Source organism: Thermoflexibacter ruber (assembly GCF_900113045.1).
GTDB classification, from domain to species: Bacteria; Bacteroidota; Bacteroidia; order Cytophagales; family Thermoflexibacteraceae; genus Thermoflexibacter; species Thermoflexibacter ruber.
Genome location: NZ_FONY01000011.1, coordinates 26981 through 44915 on the forward strand (window position 1 = coordinate 26981; position 17935 = coordinate 44915).

11 protein-coding genes are annotated in these 17935 nt (G+C 38.2%); 5 read left to right on the forward strand and 6 right to left on the reverse strand.

Annotation, left to right across the window (positions count from 1 at the left end; genetic code table 11):
- Positions 1-105 precede the first annotated feature (105 nt).
- From BM141_RS07635 to BM141_RS07650, 4 genes are all read right to left on the reverse strand, one after another.
- Positions 106-846: a glycosyltransferase family 2 protein gene (locus BM141_RS07635; protein ID WP_091542746.1), complete on the reverse strand. Its 741-nt coding sequence runs from the start codon at positions 844-846 to the stop codon at positions 106-108.
- Positions 847-901: 55 nt separating this feature from the next.
- Positions 902-2455, reverse strand: coding sequence for a bacillithiol biosynthesis cysteine-adding enzyme BshC (bshC, locus tag BM141_RS07640; RefSeq protein WP_091542748.1), 1554 nt, complete (start codon positions 2453-2455; stop codon positions 902-904).
- Between the two features lie 152 nt (positions 2456-2607).
- Entirely contained in the window at positions 2608-3339 is a 732-nt protein-coding gene (locus BM141_RS07645) for a lysophospholipid acyltransferase family protein (protein WP_221407643.1), read from the reverse strand.
- A 17-nt stretch (positions 3340-3356) separates the two neighbouring features.
- A complete protein-coding gene (locus BM141_RS07650; protein ID WP_245764009.1) occupies positions 3357-4031 on the reverse strand; it encodes a DUF4290 domain-containing protein in 675 nt (224 codons plus the stop codon).
- Between the two features lie 134 nt (positions 4032-4165).
- Between BM141_RS07650 and BM141_RS07655 the strand changes: the two genes are divergently transcribed.
- On the forward strand, positions 4166-7141 hold the full coding sequence (locus BM141_RS07655; RefSeq protein ID WP_091542755.1) for a WD40/YVTN/BNR-like repeat-containing protein: 2976 nt from the start codon (positions 4166-4168) through the stop codon (positions 7139-7141).
- A 70-nt stretch (positions 7142-7211) separates the two neighbouring features.
- Here BM141_RS07655 and BM141_RS07660 read toward each other — a convergent pair whose 3' ends face one another.
- A complete protein-coding gene (locus BM141_RS07660) occupies positions 7212-12740 on the reverse strand; it encodes a hypothetical protein (protein WP_143090842.1) in 5529 nt (1842 codons plus the stop codon).
- Between the two features lie 421 nt (positions 12741-13161).
- Between BM141_RS07660 and BM141_RS07665 the strand changes: the two genes are divergently transcribed.
- The 4 genes from BM141_RS07665 (at position 13162) to BM141_RS07680 (ending at position 16887) form a co-directional block, all read left to right on the forward strand.
- The gene (locus tag BM141_RS07665; protein ID WP_245764010.1) at positions 13162-13752 is read left to right on the forward strand and encodes a fasciclin domain-containing protein; all 591 of its coding nucleotides are present in this window, start codon (positions 13162-13164) and stop codon (positions 13750-13752) included.
- A 106-nt stretch (positions 13753-13858) separates the two neighbouring features.
- On the forward strand, positions 13859-15214 hold the full coding sequence (locus tag BM141_RS07670) for a CapA family protein (RefSeq protein ID WP_091542761.1): 1356 nt from the start codon (positions 13859-13861) through the stop codon (positions 15212-15214).
- Between the two features lie 30 nt (positions 15215-15244).
- Positions 15245-16048: an N-acetylmuramic acid 6-phosphate etherase gene (gene murQ, locus BM141_RS07675; RefSeq protein ID WP_091542764.1), complete on the forward strand. Its 804-nt coding sequence runs from the start codon at positions 15245-15247 to the stop codon at positions 16046-16048.
- Between the two features lie 77 nt (positions 16049-16125).
- The gene (locus BM141_RS07680; RefSeq protein WP_245764011.1) at positions 16126-16887 is read left to right on the forward strand and encodes a S1/P1 nuclease; all 762 of its coding nucleotides are present in this window, start codon (positions 16126-16128) and stop codon (positions 16885-16887) included.
- 27 nt (positions 16888-16914) lie between these two features.
- Here BM141_RS07680 and BM141_RS07685 read toward each other — a convergent pair whose 3' ends face one another.
- On the reverse strand, positions 16915-17910 hold the full coding sequence (locus BM141_RS07685) for a hypothetical protein (RefSeq protein WP_091542770.1): 996 nt from the start codon (positions 17908-17910) through the stop codon (positions 16915-16917).
- Positions 17911-17935: the final 25 nt, after the last annotated feature.

Here is a 17935-nt window from a genome sequence, read left to right on the forward strand (position 1 = left end):
TTTTATTTTAAAATTTGGACGCAAAATTAATACAAATTCAGTAGATTATAGTAAATAATACCGAAGAAATTTGCTAAGGGTTTTGCGAACCCTACTGGTTGGCTCTCACTTCAAAATCTTCCAACTCCAAATGCCTGCTTTTGCCAAAGCATAACGCAGGGATACTCCTAATACTCCCATGCCATACTTTACGCTACGGCGGAAGTTGATAGAGGAAGCCTCTGCAAAGTACTTGGTAGGGCAGGTGATTTCTGCTATCTCAAAGCCATGATAAAATATTTGAGCAATCATTTGATTATCAAATACAAAGTCATCTGAGTTTTTGTAAAAAGGGACTTTTTCCAAGACCTCGCGAGCATATGCGCGATAGCCTGTATGATATTCGGAGAGTTTCTGTCCCATTAAAATATTTTGGAATAAGGTCAAGAAACGGTTAGCAATATACTTGTACAAAGGCATTCCTCCTTTTAATGCTCCTTTCCCCAAAATACGTGAGCCAAAAACCACAGGGTACAGACCCTGCCCAATCACCGAAACCATAGCGGTAATAAGTTTAGGTGTGTATTGATAATCAGGGTGAAGCATAACTACAATGTCTGCCCCTATTTCTAAGGCTTTTTGATAACAAGTTTTCTGATTACCACCATAACCTTTGTTCTTTTCATGTTTAATGACATGATTGATACCCAACTGCCTTGATACTTCTGTAGTGTCGTCTTTGCTTGCATCGTCCACCAAAATCACCTCATCTACTATCTCAAAAGGGATTTCTTGGTAGGTTTGGGCTACTGTCTTTGAGGCGTTGTAAGCAGGCATGACGATAACCACTTTTTTATTTAGATACATAAAAATAAAATTTGCGAGTTTTTTTAAAAGTCGCAAAAATAAAATTTTTTACTTATTACATCACTATTACATTAAAATCAAAATCAAAGGGGTCAAGTAAATCGGCTATTTTGTTCAAAAATTCTTTGTCATTGAGATAAAAGTTCAAAAAATTGTCAGTGCGTTCCTGCAAACCTCCATTAGGAAAAAGTTTGTTGTGCAAATCTAATAATTGATTAGTTTCTGTACTAAATTTTTGATTCTGAGATTTTTGTATTCTCCCTTCTATTTGTTCTAAGGAAGCCAAAGTTTTCTGCTTCATCGCCCCGACAAATTCTTTTAACGATTTGTCTTGCATGACTGCTTTTTCAGTTATCTGCTCAAAAATCTGTTCTACTTGTGCGATTTCGTCTTGCAAATGCACAGGTTCGGCAATATTTTTTGCCAACCAAGTATTTTTAAAATCGTCTGCATTTACAAATAAATCATTGATACTCACCGCTAATTTTTCCATTTTCCCTTGAATGGCTTTGGAGAGAATGAGGGCAAAATTTCTCGGTAGAAGAATGGGAAAAGGCACATCAAAATTGGCGAAAACTTCTTTGAGTTGTAGCCAATAAGCAAACTCCCCCGGTCCGCCTGTATAGGAAAGATTGGGCAAAATAACTTCCTGATAAACAGGACGCAAAGTTACATTGGGGCTAAATTTTTCTGGAGAGGCATCTATGAGTTGGTTGATTTCGCTTGCTGAAAAACTGAGAGAGGTATTCAGTACTTTATAGCTATTTCCCTCTTTTACAATTCTTTCTCTTAGGTTTTCATCTAAGTAAAATAGGTTAATTTCTCTTGGGAAAACCTGAGCCGAATAACCTAAGCGTTCTAACTCTTTATTCGTTTGGGTAATAGCTTGGTAGGTAGGTTGCTCAAAAATTTCTTTTTTAATGATAGGTTTAAAAAGACCTTTTAGTTCTCTATCATCTCCGTCAATGACTAACAAGCCTTCATGCCCGTATAACTCATTGACTATGTAGCGAGTAGCGTCTGCTAAGGTTTGACTATTTGCATAGGCTTCTTTGAAAATGCTGTCCATTTCAGGCGTTTGTGCTATCACCTCGCTCAAAGAATGTGGGTCAAATCTACCTACTGCACCTTTTTGCTCTGTCTGCCAAGTGTATTTTTTCCAAAACAAGTTAAAGCTACTAATTTCCTCAAAATCATGGTCTTCGCTTGCCATCCAATATACAGGAATGAAATTGTATTGGGGGTATTTCATTCTTAGTTGTTTGGCGGCATTGATGACGGTAATAATTTTAAAATGAAAGTAAAGAGGTCCTGTAAATATATTGAGTTGGTGTCCTGTAGTGAGCGTAAAAGTATTGGGCTGTAAGAGCAGGTCTATCGTAAGTTGCGGTTTTCGTTGAATAGAAGCGTATTGTTGGTCTATAGCTTGGTGCAAAACTTTGCGGTGCGTAGCGGGAAAATCTTGCTTTATTTGGATTTGTTTTGCATAGTTTTCAATAGAAGGAAATAAGTGGTAAAAAGAGCTTAACTGATGATGACAACAAATATAATCTATGAAAATGTCAGAGAATTGTTTGACATCTGCACAGGGGATTTTAGTATTGTTCATTTTGAGCTAAAAATTTTATATGTTTGATTACCAAAGATATATTTGATTGTAGGTTGAGTTTGCTGATACGAAAATCTCAATTTTATTCAAATTATGTATGATTAGATAAACAGATTAACAGAAATTTGCAAAGAATAGTTTACGCTGAGTATTTATAATGCTCGCTGGTGTTGGTTGATTTCTTTTTGTATGATTTCAAAAACTTTTTGCTTTAAATAAGGGATATGTTCTACTGTAAGACCTTCTGTTTCAATAGGTTCATGAAAAATAACTTTGAGTCTGTGATGAATAAATGGTGGAAATGACTTGTCAGGCATGGCTATCCAGTTATAAGGCATAGTAACAGGCACAATTGGGACTCTTTCCTCTATCGCAAGGCGAAATGCACCTTCTTTGAAGGGAGTCATAGCAGGGGGGGCTTGGGTAAGGATACCACCTTCGGGAAAGATAACTACGCTTCTACGCCTTTTGACTGCAATTTTAGATTTTTCTAACACATTGTACTTGCTCCTTACCTTGCTTCTATCTACGGTAATGTGCATTTTTTTATAGACATAGCCTGCCATAGGCACTTTGGAGATGGAACTTTTGCCTACAAAAATAAAAAACTGCTTCACTGCAAACATAAGCAAAAGTATGTCTAAGTAAGAAGTATGATTGGGAGTAAATACATATACCTGCTTGCGGTTGGGCTTGAAGCGATATTCTATTTCTAAAGGTAAAAAATTGATTTTTAAGAAAATACCTACCCAAAACTTGGTAAGTCTATAAATGTAAATATGCCACTTAGCCCTATGAACAAGGATAAGTGGCAAAGGTATCAGAAATAGGAAACAGATAAGTAAGGTAAAATAAAACCAAAAAGTAGATAGTGTATTTTTCACTTGCTCTTTCATTTTCCTTATTTTCTCTTTCTGTCTTTATTTTTCTTTCTGCTGTTGTTATTGTTATTATTACGATTTCTGTCTTTGTGATGCTCTCTGTCGCCTCTTTCTCCATGACTGTGGGCTTCACTACGCATGGCTTGCAAGTCTATAGAAAGTTGCCCTTTGGAAAGTTCTCTCAGCTGATTGGCAATGGTAATATCATCTACTGTTTCTTTGTTCCAAGAAGCATAAAAAGACTTCATTAGCTTGAATATGAATGACATAGCCTGTTGTTTTTCCTCTGGCTCAGTGATTTTAGCAGCTTTGGTAATTAAGATTTCTATATTTCTTCCATAATGCTTATAAGTAACTTCACCTACCCTATAAGTCATGGATTTAGGCTTTTTATGTAAAATAGACCGCTCAGGTATAGGATAAGGACTATCTATATCCAGATTAAAGTCAGACATAAGAAACAAGTGGTCCCAAATGCGTTGTGCGTTATCGTTATGCTCTCTTACAGAGGGATTTAACTGCTTCATAAGTGAGATAAGCGTATGGGCATATCGGGTTCTCTCCTCTTTAGAAGACAAAGTAGCGATATATTCTACTAATTTCTGCACGTTTCTGCCGTACTCTTTCAGAATCAAAGGCGTTTTCTGCGTATTGTAATCTTTTTCCATGCGTAATTCAAACAAATTATATTTCACAAATGTAGTTTGTTTTATGAGAAATAATGATAAATAAAATTTATTTTTTCCTCATCTTTGTTTTATGTGTTTATACATAACACTCCTCTTATTTAATTTATTGTGTTATTTATTTTTACTTTGATGAAAGCATTATGAAAAAGCGACTTTTACTTATTTTACCTTGCTTACTAATTTTCAGTTTGTTCTGCTCGGTTTCTTTTGCTCAAAAGAAAGCAAGTAAACCTACCGAGCCTACTTTGCCCAAAGCAACCTCTGCGACAGACCGTATGAAGGGCTTTGAGAAACGCAAAGAGTTGATAAATAACTCTTTGGTAGCTAATATTCCCTTTCATAATATAGGACCTACGGTGATGAGTGGTAGAGTAGTGGATATAGACGTAAACCCACAAGACCCAAGTGTATTTTTAGTAGCCTATGCTTCTGGGGGACTTTGGATAACTGAAAACAATGGAAGCACTTTTAAGCCACTTTTTGACAATGAGGCAGTAATGACCATTGGTGATATTGCCGCAGAGTGGAAAAAAGACGGTAGCTTAGGCAATATCTGGGTAGGTACGGGAGAAAATAACTCGAGCCGTTCTTCTTACTCAGGGACAGGAATTTACAAAAGTGCTGACGGAGGGAAAACTTGGACGCATTTGGGCTTAGAAGAAAGCCATCACATCGGAAGAATCGTCTTGCACCCTACCGACCCCAATACAGTTTGGGTAGCCGCTTTGGGGCATTTGTACTCACCCAATCCAGAAAGAGGGCTTTACAAAACCACCGATGGAGGGAAATCTTGGGCTAAGACCTTGTTTGTCAATGACAATACAGGCGCAATTGACTTAGTAATAGACCCTACAAATCCACAAATTTTGTATGCCGCTACTTGGGAACGCAGCAGGCAAGCGTGGGATTTTGTAGGCAATGGTAAAGGCTCAGGCATTTACAAAAGCACTGACGGAGGCAATACTTGGGCAAAAGTTACTACCGAAGGAAGCGGTTTCCCCACCACCGCAGGCGTAGGGCGCATAGGTTTAGATATTTATCCTAAAAATCCTAATATCATTTATGCGGTCATGGACAATCAAGATGCTCAAGAGAAAAAAGCAGAAGAAACTGCTAATACGCTTAAAATCAAACCTTCTATGTTGAAAACCATGAGTGCAGACGACTTTATGAAGCAAAGTGATGAGGATATTACTGCTTATTTAGACCGCTACGGAATCCCTGCTATTTACTCCGCTAAATCTATCAAAGAGGACATCAAAAATGGGAAATATACTCCTAAAGCCCTTGCAGATTACATCAATGCTAACGATGATTTGTTTGAGATTACCGTCAAAGGATTGGAAGTCTATCGCTCTGATGATGCAGGAAGAACTTGGAAACGCACCCACGAAAAATACTTGGAAGGGGTAGTTTACACTTACGGGTATTACTTCAGCCAAGTGCGAGTAAATCCTAATGATGAACAGGAGGTTTTTACTATGGGCGTACCTGTCATTCGCTCCAATGACGGTGGAAAAACTTGGACAGCCTTAGACGACACCAATGCCCACTCCGACCACCATGCCCTTTGGATAAATCCTAACCGTAAAGGGCATCTGATTTTGGGCAATGATGGCGGTTTGAATATTTCTTATGACAATGGAGATTCTTGGTTCAAGTTGAATAATATTCCTGTGGGTCAGTTTTATTCTGTCAATGTGGATATGGCTACCCCTTACAATGTATATGGAGGCTTGCAAGACAATGGTGTTTGGGGAGGAAGCAGTCAAAACAAGCCAACTAAGGATTGGCACGACTCAGGTCGCTATCCTTTCCAATCCTTAATGGGAGGGGACGGTATGCAAGTAGAAATAGATACCAGAGATAATGCGACAATTTATACAGGCTTTCAATTTGGTAACTATTTTAGAATCAATAAAAATACGCAAGAAAGAAAGTTTATTACGCCTAAACACCAATTAGGAGAAACGCCTTACCGTTGGAATTGGGAAACGCCTATTCATCTTTCTCGTCATAACCAAGATATTTTATACATGGGTTCGCATCGCTTCCACCGCTCTCTGAATAAAGGAGATAGCTTTGAAACCCTGTCAGGCGACTTGACCAAAGGAGGAAAGGAAGGCAATGTACCTTTCGGGACACTGACTGTCATTCATGAATCGCCTAAGAAATTTGGCTTGCTCTATGTGGGTTCTGATGACGGACTAATTCACGTAAGCAAGGACGGTGGCTATACTTGGAAACGTATTTCTGATAACCTTCCTCAAAACTTGTGGGTGAGCCAAGTTTATGCTTCTCACCATGTAGAATCAAGGGTTTACGCATCTTTGAACGGCTACCGCAACGACCATTTTGAGACTTATGTATATGTTTCTGAAAATTATGGAGAAACTTGGCAAAGAATAGGCACTGCCCTCCCTGCCGAGCCTGTAAATGTGGTAAAAGAAGACCCTGAAAATCAGAATATCATTTACGTTGGGACTGACCATGGGGCTTACGCTTCGTTGGACAGGGGGCAGACTTTCCACGCTTTTGTCAAGGACTTCCCCGCAGTACCTGTGCATGACTTAGTAGTCCACCCCAGAGATAAGGAAATTGTTTTAGCTACTCACGGTCGTTCTTTTTATGTGGGGAATGTGGCTCATTTACAGCAGCTAAAACCTGAAATTTTGGCAAAAGAAGTACATATTTTTGCTTTGAAAAACACCAATTTCAATGAAAGATGGGGAGCTTCCAGAGGTGAGTTTTCCACTCCTTTTACCCCTTCTTTTGAAATTGCTTTTTATGCTAATAAGAATATGGAAAATACGGTTAAAATTCTCTCAGCCAACGGCTTGCCTTTGAAAGAAATCAAAGACAGTAGCGAAAAAGGATTAAATTTTGTCAATTACGATTTGACCTTAGACGAAAAAGTGGTAGAAAGCTATCAAAAGGAACTCTCAGACAAAGCCAAGAAGGAAGTCAAATTGAAAAAAGCTCAAGACGGCAAATATTACTTGCAAGCGGGGGAATATACCGTACAAATTGGAAATGAAAAGCAAACTTTTAAAATAGAAGCACCCAGAGAAAGAGGAGGGAGGAGAAGTACAGAGGCTTCGCCTGAAAGAGAGTAAGCACAAAAAAAAGCATACCGAAATTTTAGTAGGTATGCTTTTGTGTTTTATCTTATTATGCTTTCATTTTTTACCTTCCATCTCCATCATCATCTTTCTCTTCCTCAATCGTATTAGTGTCATCATCTTCCTCCTCAGGCTCTATGGGTGTGTCCAGCCCTAAATAGGCTCTACGGAAGCGACTAACAAAGCCAATTCTCGCACTTTTTGGCAATAGTTCATAGCCATCTTTACTTTGCTTCTTCTTGGGGTCGGCGATGTCATTGAACTTGGTATTGGAGGAGAGCAGATATAGCTTATCTTTGCGATAAGAGATATAGTACCAACGCTTAGGACTGATTTCTAAGTAGATATTCAAAGTAACTTTCTCATCGTTTGGCACCATCGGTATTTCTATGTAACCATCAATGCTTTGGCTAATATTTTTGTTGTAAATACTTGCCAATTGGATTTTTCCTACGCTGTAAAAGGCTTTATATTCCTTGCTCCATTTGAGGGTTACGTCTGAAATCACTAAGGCTTTTTTGTCTAATAATCTTGATAGTTCCCCTCTGCCATTTTGCATTCTTCTAATATGAGCTTTGAGTTCGGCTTCACTGACTTGCGCACCTAATTTGTATAATAAATCGTCATTATTGGCAATAGGTGAATCTTCTGCATCAGCTTGGCTTAGGATATTGCTTGCCATTTCTCGGAAAGCATCGCCAGAGAGTGTACCTAAGTCGAGAGTAAGCATGGCATTCATGGAGTAGATATTAGTTTTCATGTTGCCCTTGCCTATACAGGAAGTTTTAATAGTAAAATTAGGCTTGTTATAGTTAAATAAATTCACTTCACCTTCAAACTCTACTTCCCCGGTAGCATTGCTGTAGGTGAGTTTATTTCCTATGTAGTTTTCGGCTTCTTTTTGACCTTCTAAAGGTTGGCGTTCTTTGTATGCAATGGTATATTTTTTAGTCTTAGGGTCTTGTCTGATGTCTGCTCCCTTATCAGGAAGGAAAAGCGGAATATCTCGTTTATGATTAAGTGGTTTGTTTATTACTGTATAAAGTCCACTGCCTTCCTGCTCCAAGTCATGGGAAAGATACAAGCCTGTTTCTACTTTTTGTCCGTCAGCATCTTTCTCATTGCCGCTATGTGTAAGAATCTGCCCACTACCTCCTGATGTCCTAATCCATAAACCTTCGGGGTCATCGGAGTCTTTGATGTAGCCGTCAAACTCCAACTCTTTGCGTGTGGCATACATTTTTACTATTCCTTTAAAAAGTTTGCCGCCTTGTTTTTCAAAATTATCTTCTTCTGTGATATAGGCTTCGGCATAGGTAAAATGCTTTTTGTCAGGATTTAAGGAATCTTTTTTATTAAATAAGAACTCGCTAAACTTGATTTTGTATGTGTGAGGCACATCATTGGTGTAGTAATAAATGCCGTTACCTGTATATTTTTGGCGGTTATGTATAGTAATATTGGCATTGCGGAGTACGTGAGCAGTGTCCTTACCAATCATAATACGCACGTTGCAGTTTCTTAATTCTTCCATTTTTGCGCCTTCTTTTACAGTAACTAAACCACTATCAGGGACTATCTCGGCATCTACCGAACGAATAAAAGGCACCCCACCAACATTTAAAGTATGATTATTGATGTCGTAAAGTGCCGTCGTACCTATGAAAGAAACATTTAAGCTATCTGACTTTTTATAGTGCGTAGAGGTAAAAATAGAAGTAGTCGCATCGCTTCCTGCCGCTACGTTCATAATAACTTTCTTGGCATCAAACTCCCAGCGAGCCTGCCCCAGCGAGGTAGCATACTCTACAAAAGGAAACTTAAAGTTTTGTCTTCGTGGGTTATTGGTAACAATGGTAGAAAATCTCTCTTCTAAGTCATAGTCTATGCGTACATTCTCCGCTCTTAAAGCAGGCTTTTTAGGGTCAGTAGATTTGATTTCAAAGTACTCGGCATTGTCGGCATGATACCTACTCATTTGGAAAACAAAATTATCCGATTTAGCAATAGCTCCTTTGTTTTGAATAGTACCATCGCCTGCTAACTGCTTAGGATTCAAGACCAAAGTTCCCTCAAAGGTACTTACCAAAGAGGTATCATTGGCATCGAGTTTATAGGCTACAGGTTTGCCATATATCTCAAATGGGATAGGTTTTTTGATTGTCTTTTTGGGATTATTAGGGTCTTTGACCTCATCGAAAGTCGAGGTAAGTCGCATACTATCTGCCCTTACAGCCCAGTTCATTCTAAAATTTCGCATAGACACATCGGGGTAGCTAATGCCATTAAAATTTGGATTTGCCTCGATAAAGCCCCAAGATTGTGGCTCAACGGGAGGAAGTTTGTCAAAATTGGTTTTACTCAGCGTCAAATCAGTTTTAAGGAGCATTTTTTTCTTTATTGCCATTTTTCCTAAGGCAGTAGTAGAGTCAGGATAAAATACATAATCGTTGGAACTTAGCTGTGCGGTAAGATAATTGATTTTTCCGTTACCTCTAATGCCTTGATTATTAAGCATTATGTTCCATTGATTGGTGATTTCTTTGCCATCTTTTTCATGCCTATCATAAGCCCAACGTTTTTCATCATCATGGTCTGTAAAGATTGCCGCATTTTCTCCTTTGATATTCCTATAAAGTGGATAGCCCTCTGCGTACTTTCCTGTGGGTTCTTTGTCCAGAGAATCTCTGTGATTTTTAAAATCGTGCATAAAGCCAAAGGATTTATCTGGCATAATACGAGCTGTAATCTTAAAATCAGGGAAAATACCTCCACTATGAAACATTCCGTCTAAGACAGTTTTCTCGACTCCTCTACTTGTCAAACTATCCATGCGGAATTTTTCCAAATCTATCCGTACTTTATTTCGCCCTGTGGTACTATCTATTTGGCTATATGAGCCATCTAAAACCTCTTTACCGTCAAAAGCAATATAAGCACCTGGTTCTGCGGCAAAATAGGGATAGGGTTTAGATTGCTGAAAATATCTTTTTAATTCTCCAGATTTGTTTTTAGGTAAAGCTAAACGCAATACCCCATTGGCACTTTTTACTTTGTTTGCCATTTCTTTGAAATTCCCCAGTGAATCTTTAACAGGTCTATTGAGTGAATCTCTCTCGATAAAACCAATTTCTGCCTCTTTCATGGCTACTTGGAAAGTATCATAATCAAAAGTTAAGCCTTTGGCGCGATAGTTTGCCTGCCCTACGGTTTGTATTTCTCCATCAAAAACCAATCTACGATTTTGCTTGATTATCACCTTTTTACTCTTTGGTTTCGCCCAAACGTCTAAGCGGTCTTTGGGCAAGGTATCGTTAGCATCGTCTTCTAAACTTAGGTTAGGGCGGCGGCGCAGCGGGAAAATAGGCACATCATTGACTATCAAATCATTGGTATTCAAGTCCAACTTCATATTGGTATGCGCGCCCTCTGAAAGTGAGAAAAGTTCTAATTTATCATAGTCCAAAGCCCCATTGTACGCATTGGCGTAAAGCACTCCTTTGCGGGTAAGTCTTACCGAATCGCTAAAACTCGTGTAGCCGTCAAAAGTAACATAACCTAATCTTTGTAAACTTTTCATTGAGGAACGAATATGCTCGGGTTTACGCTTGACAAAGTTGGCTAAACCTGACATAGTAAATTTAGTAGATTTGATTTGCTTAGAGTATGCCAAAGCTGCCGCCAAAGGGTGATAATCATTCAATCCTTTGAGTCTAATGTATTCATACTCATTGAAATAGTCCATAGAACGAACCTCTGCTTTGATTTTGTCCATAGAAATATCCTCTGCATAGTTTTTGACTACATCGCCGCTACCTGTCATTCCTTTGGCGATGGCTTTGGGGTTTTTGGACAATGCGTAATCCTCTTGTGGGCGGTTAGAAACTTCCATTACATCAGGATTAAATCCTCGCTTTTCTTTTTGTTTTTCGGCTTCTTTCCTTGCTTTTTCTGCCTCTTTTTCTTTTTGTTTTTCGCTTTTATTTGCCTCCTTTTCGGCTTGTTTTTTTGCCTCCTCTTCGTCTATAGCTTGCAAGCCTTTAAGTTTGGCTTTCTTATTGGGGTCTTCGGTCATAGAAACTTTGGCAGAGTCAGGGATATTGCCTGTAAGCATCGCAATCGTCATGCTGTCTTGGGTTACGTTCCACTCTACGTAGTCTGCAAAAATTTCCATGCGGTGATAGGAGTCAAAAAAAGGAGCATAGCGATATTCGTGTTTTTCTTTCCTTGCTCTCAACAGCCCTGTATTTAAGTTATAGCGAAGTTGCGCCCCATTATGCTCTATAAAAAGGCTGTCGTTATTGTGCATAAAAATTTTTATTTGGGCAAGTGGGTTGAGAATCAAAGAATCAGAAAAGAAAAACTCCTGCCTTGAGCTTGCCTCAAACTTTTTCTGACCGTTCCGACTAATTGTAATTTTAGAAGGCAAATTACTCAAATTTACACTTGAAAAACGCCTGCCTACTAAGCTACATCCTCCTTTGTAAGTTACCTCTTTGGCTATATTTTTTACTATAGCATCAGCGTAATAGGAGGTAAATTTAGGATAGCGTACATATTCCCTTTTAGCTACTCTTTCACTTTTGTACTCAAAGTCCCCTAATACTGTGCCTTCAATTTTTGATTTGTAGGTAAGTTTGCAATACAATGCCTTGAGTTCGGGAAGTCTTGTATTGAACTCATAGTTGTCCAACTCACAAAACGCATCGGTAGGCGAAATCCCCTCTCCTTCCCAATCCGCTGTACCTCCCGTGCCATGAAAAGTATAAGCTGCAAGCTCGACCTTGCCCGTAGTCCCTTTGATTTTCAAGGTGTCGTACAGGGAGAGCATCTCTAAATCAATATTTTCAAACTTAATAACGGGTCCTGTTACAGGTCTTTGAATAGGCTTTTCAAAAATATACTTGCTTAATAAGACTGGTGGCTCAGCTACAGGTCCGGTTTCAAAACCTTTGAGTGCCTCGTCTGCGGTGTAGAAGCCAGAAGTATCAAACTCTGAGGAAGGAGCCTCTACTGCTACAGTATCTTCCGAAGCGGCTATGGCAATGTCTTCTTTGAGCAATTCGGTAGCGGCATTTACATACTCAAAAGTAAATTTGGCATTTTTTGAAACCCTCAAATTGTAGGAAGGTGATTTATAGAGTAAGTCTTCCTCTAAGAATGAGCGAGAGTTGGTGAAAAATCTTGAAAGTATATACACACTGTAATTATAACGCTCTGCCGTTTTTCCTGCGGTTTCTATAAACTTGCTCACTTCCTCCGAACTCACCCGCTTGATGTCCACCAAAGCAGTAATACAGCCATAAAAGTTCTCCAAATGCACGAGAGGGTCTAAGGCTTTGATAGAGATAGCTTTACTTATCTCAAATACTTTTTTCTGTTGCTCAGGAGAGAGCTTCCCCCAAGTTGCCTCGAACTTGCTTTCTGTTTCGTTTGCCCTGCGACTTGCCGACTTTGAGAGTGCGGCTTTAATATCCTGAAGGAAAGTAGCTTCATTGGTTAGTTTAGCTACTTGAGCTTTAGCAGAAGTAGCCCCTACTACCCAAAATAAGAGCAAGCAAAAATACCACAAAATCGTTTTTATATTTTTCATAATTAATGAGTTATTTCTAATCATTGATACCCCATAATTGATAACAGAACCTAATAAAAAGTAAACTAATTTTTCTTTGTTTCAGAAAAAAGAAAGGCATTTTTATTTTAACGCAAAAAAGATTCAACATGGTGTTAAAAATCCTAAATTTACAAAATAAGTAAGATAAAGTTTGCCACAAAATGGATTTTTTGCGGTTATATAAAAAAAAGAAAATTTATTTGTTTTCAAGTTTCCTATTTCTAACTTTGCCATGCGTTTTTGTATTATATATATACTTAAAAAATTGATTATTAATGAATTATTAAGCAAATATGAAGTTAAAATCTTTTAAACAATTCTAATTTTTTTCTGTTCTTTTATTAACTAATTTTGCATTCATCACAAATATTAATTAACCTATCAAAACATTAGAAAAACTATGAGATTTTTAGCAGTATTATTTACAGTTACTGTATTTGCGGTAGCATTTACAGGTTGCGGAAAAGGCGAAAAAGAAGCCCAAGAAAAAGCACGCCAAGACTCTATCAGAGTAGCTGATTCTATGGCAAAAGCAGAGGCTGCTGCAAAAAGAGTGGCTGATTCTTTAGCGGCATTGCCAAAAACTATTGCAGAGGAAGCTATGAAAATCAGCGATTTAAGCACACTTGTATCAGCCTTGCAAGCAGCTGAGTTGGTAGATGTATTTAAAGGTAGTGATGCCTATACTGTGTTTGCCCCTACTAATAAGGCTTTTGCTACAATTCAAAAAGATGTAGATATGCTTTTGAAGCCAGAGAACAAGTCTAAGTTGCAGAATGTGTTGAAGTATCACGTAGTAGCGGGTGCAGTAAAGTCTTCTGATTTGAAAGATGGTCAGAAAGTAAAGACCTTGCAAGGTGAAGAGCTAACTGTATCTATCAAAGACGGTAAAGTAATGATTAACGGGGCAGAAGTTACTACTGCTGATGCTCCTGCAAGCAATGGTGTAGTTCATATCATTAGCAAGGTAGTATTGCCAAAGAAAATGTAAGATTTTTTAGCAGTTTTATTTTAATTAATCGATGCTTAAACCCTTAATGTTCTTAAAACATTGAGGGTTTGATTTTTTTAGGAAAGGTAGGATTTTATGATTACTTTTGCACAAAATAACCAGAAACCAAAACAATAAACGAGATAACTTAATGTTTGCTGACTTGATGCGTACTACCTTACCTATTGTAAGCCTGATTTTATTTTTTTACCTGATTTTTGAACCTACTCCATATAGGAAAGCCCCAAGGGAAAAAGAAAAAACCAAGGATAGTCTTATTTATCTGTCTATCACTACTGTAGGTGATTTGATGTGTCATAGTAGCCAATACCATTACGCTAAAAATGAAGATGATACTTATAATTTCCTGCCTGTATTTGATTTAGTTAAAGATTATTTAAGCGATGCAGACTTTACTATTGCCAACTTAGAAACTGTTTTAGCAGGCACAACCAAGCATTTTTCAGGCTATCCTCAATTCAATACCCCCAATGAGTATGCAGATGCACTTAAAAGAGTTGGTTTTGATGCCTTATTTACTACCAATAACCACTCCTACGACCAAGGAGACAATGGAGTTTTACGAACTTTAGATGAGTTGAAAGCGCGAAATATACCTGCAATCGGAACTTTTTATTCTCAAAAAGACAGAGACTCTGTCAGAGTTTTCGACATCAAGGGCTTTAAAATAGGTATTTTGGCTTACACTCAGTTCTCTAATATTACCGTTCCAGAAAGTAAAAAATTCTTGGTCAATCATATTGATTCTGCACTCATCGCCAAAGATATTAAACAAGCCAGAGCCAAAGGAGCAGAGTTAATACTGATAAATTTGCATTGGGGGGCAGAGTACCAACATTTTCCTAATGAGTATCAAAAGAAAATAGGAAGCTATATAGCAAGTTTGGGAGCAGACATTATTTTTGGTGAGCATCCCCATGTCCTGCAACCGATTACTTTCCTAAAGACAGGGGCAGGAGCTTCTTTGGACAGTTGTCTGCTTGCCTATTCTTTGGGCAATTTTATCTCTGCCCAATACAAACGCTATACTGATGCGGGCGTAATGCTTACTGTACGGTTAGCTAAAAATCTCAAAGACAATAAAATAAAAATTATTTCTGTTGAGTATGTCCCTACTTGGGTTTTTAAAGGCAAACTTGACGAAAAAATGCAATTTAAAATTTTTCCTGCTTTTTTAGCAGAAGCAAAAAACTATCCTTTGACGATGAGAAACTTAATCCCGCAAGAGTTTAATCAACTTTCCGATGAGCATTTACAAAAAATGAAACAAGCAGGGGAAGATAGCAAAGAAATTTTGACCTACTACCAGAAAAATTTAAAAAATATTATTTGGAAAAAGCCTTTTGCCCAAGATAGTATTGTATCTTTACCTCTGAATATTAGTGCTTTACCAGATTCAGTCTTTAGGAAAAAAATACTGTTAAAACCCCAAGGAAAATAGTATATCTATTCAAATCAAAACATTGATGCTATGTCTATCACAGAGTCAAGTTCTTACTACGAAGATTTAGAAAAAATGTCAGTCTTAGATTTGCTGACAAATATTAACAATGAGGATAAAAAAGTACCTATAGCAGTAGAAAAAGCTATTCCCCAAATAGAAAAATTAGTAACAGCAATAGTGGCGCGAATGAAAAGAGGAGGGAGGCTTTTTTACATAGGAGCAGGAACAAGTGGGCGGTTGGGAATAGTTGATGCCTCAGAATGTCCACCAACCTATGGTGTACCTCATGGCTTGGTAGTAGGCATTATAGCTGGTGGAGATACAGCCATTCGCAAAGCAGTAGAGTTTGCCGAAGATGATGAAATGCAAGCATGGAAAGATTTGCAGGAACATTTGGTCAATGAAGACGATACTGTAATAGGCATAGCCGCCTCAGGGCGTACTCCTTATGTAATTGGAGGCGTGAGAGATGCCCGCAAAAATGGCTTACTTACAGGGTGTATTACTTGCAATCCAGCCACCAAGTTAGCCGAGTCTGTAGAGTTTCCTGTTGAGGTTATTGTAGGACCTGAGTTTGTAACAGGTAGTACACGTATGAAGTCGGGGACTGCTCAAAAACTGGTACTAAATATGATTTCTACCAGTGTAATGGTACAGTTAGGACGTGTCAAAGGCAACCGCATGGTAGATATGCAGCTCTCTAACAACAAGTTAGTAGATAGAGGTACGCGTATGGTCATGGAAGCATTAGAGATTCCTTATGAACAAGCCTCTCAACTTTTAGAAAAATATGGAAGTGTAAGAAAAGCTATAGATGGATATAGAAAATAAAAACAATCATACAACTAAAAAATAGAATGATACTTACCATGAAATATCTATTGCAATTTTTTGCGTTACTAATTTTTTTGACTTTACATATTTCAGTAGCCAATGCCAAAAACGTTAAACCTTATTGGGGAGATACAGGGCATCGAGTCATTGGATATATTGCAGATAAGCATTTGAGCAAGAAAGCACGCAGAATGGTCAAGCAAATTCTTGGCAATGAATCGCTGGCAATGTCAAGCACATGGGCAGATTTCATCAAATCAGACTCTATACTCAATGCTCAGACTTCTGCGTGGCACTATGTCAATATTCCCGATGGACAGACCTATGAGCAGATGCAAAAGAATCCACAGGGAGATGTGATAGAAGCCACAGACAGAATGATAAGGGATTTGAAAGCCCCTAATTTAAGCATAGAAAAAAAGAGATTTGCACTTCGTTTTTTGGTGCATCTCATTGGCGACCTTCACCAACCTCTACATGCAGGTAAGGCTGAGGATTTGGGAGGAAACAGAATTAGGATAAGATGGTTTGGGAGGGACAGCAATTTGCATAGGTTATGGGACTCAGACCTCATAGACCATCTTAATTTGAGCTATACCGAACTTGCAGAAGCCATCAACTTTCCTACTCAAGAGCAGATTCGCCTGTGGCAAAGCACAGACCATAGAGTTTGGGTAGAGGAGTCAAGAATCTTAGCTCAAAAAGTATATAATTCTGCTAAAAATAACGATAACTTAGGGTATCGCTATGCATACGATTTTGATGAAGACTTAAAACTTAAATTATTACAAGGAGGTGTTAGATTAGCTGGCTTGTTAAATCAGATATTTAATTGATAATGAGTATTATGCTAAAAAATAAACCTACTTGAAGGAGTTGAAAATAGTCATTACCTCTTCCAAAGAAAGACCGGTGAGTTCACTTGTTTCCTCAACACTCATTCCTTTGGCGTGGCATTTTTCTATGACCTGCCTCATTTTCTGCCAAATTTCCTCTTTTTGCCTTCTTTCTTCCTCTTTTTGCCTTCTTTCTTCTTCTGCTTTTTGTGTAGCTTTTTCTACTTCCTTCTTCGCTTCCTCTATCATACGTTCATAGTCTTCCAATTCCGACAAAAAGTCATCTTCCAATTGCATTTTGTTTCTTACCACCTGCTCGCTTGCCGCCTTCTGCAAACGCCTGATAACGGCTCGGTATTTCTCAGGAAAATCCTCTTCGCTCACATTCAAGATATGATGACTTGCATCTATGCTACTTTGGTCAAAAATACTCAAGAGGACTTCCAATTCATTGCGTTTTTTCTCACTCAAATCTGGGATACTGATAATGTAACTCTTGTGGGTAAGACTTTCTACAAAATCTTCTCTATGCTCTATCTTTTTACCTGAATACAAATCTATTGCCTCATTATTGACCATGACAATAGGAATGCCTTGCAGTTTGTCCAGTCTTTCTCCTAAAAAATAAATACTTACGATAGGAAACCCTACCTTTATCTCCTTGCCACTTTGGGTTTTCTTGATGAAAAAATAGTCAGGATTTTGGTATTGCTTGCCTAAGTACTTGCGAAAACGCATGATGTCGTTGAGCAGTTTTGCTTTCTGAATTTCTATGATGATGACTTGTTCTCCTTCTTCTGTTTGTACTTTGGCAGAGAAATCCAAGCGATAGACGGTAAGTTGGGGAATAAACTCCTCTTTTGTTCTTCTTACCAAATCCAATTCTCCAGAAATTTCTTGGGGCAGGAAATCCAACTCCAAGATTTCTTGCCCAATAATAGCAGAAAGCAGGAGTTTAGCCACCTTGCTGTCCTCCATGAGGTACTTAAAAACTACATCGTATATAGGATTGGCTATGAGCATGGGTGTATGTTTTTCATGTAAAAAT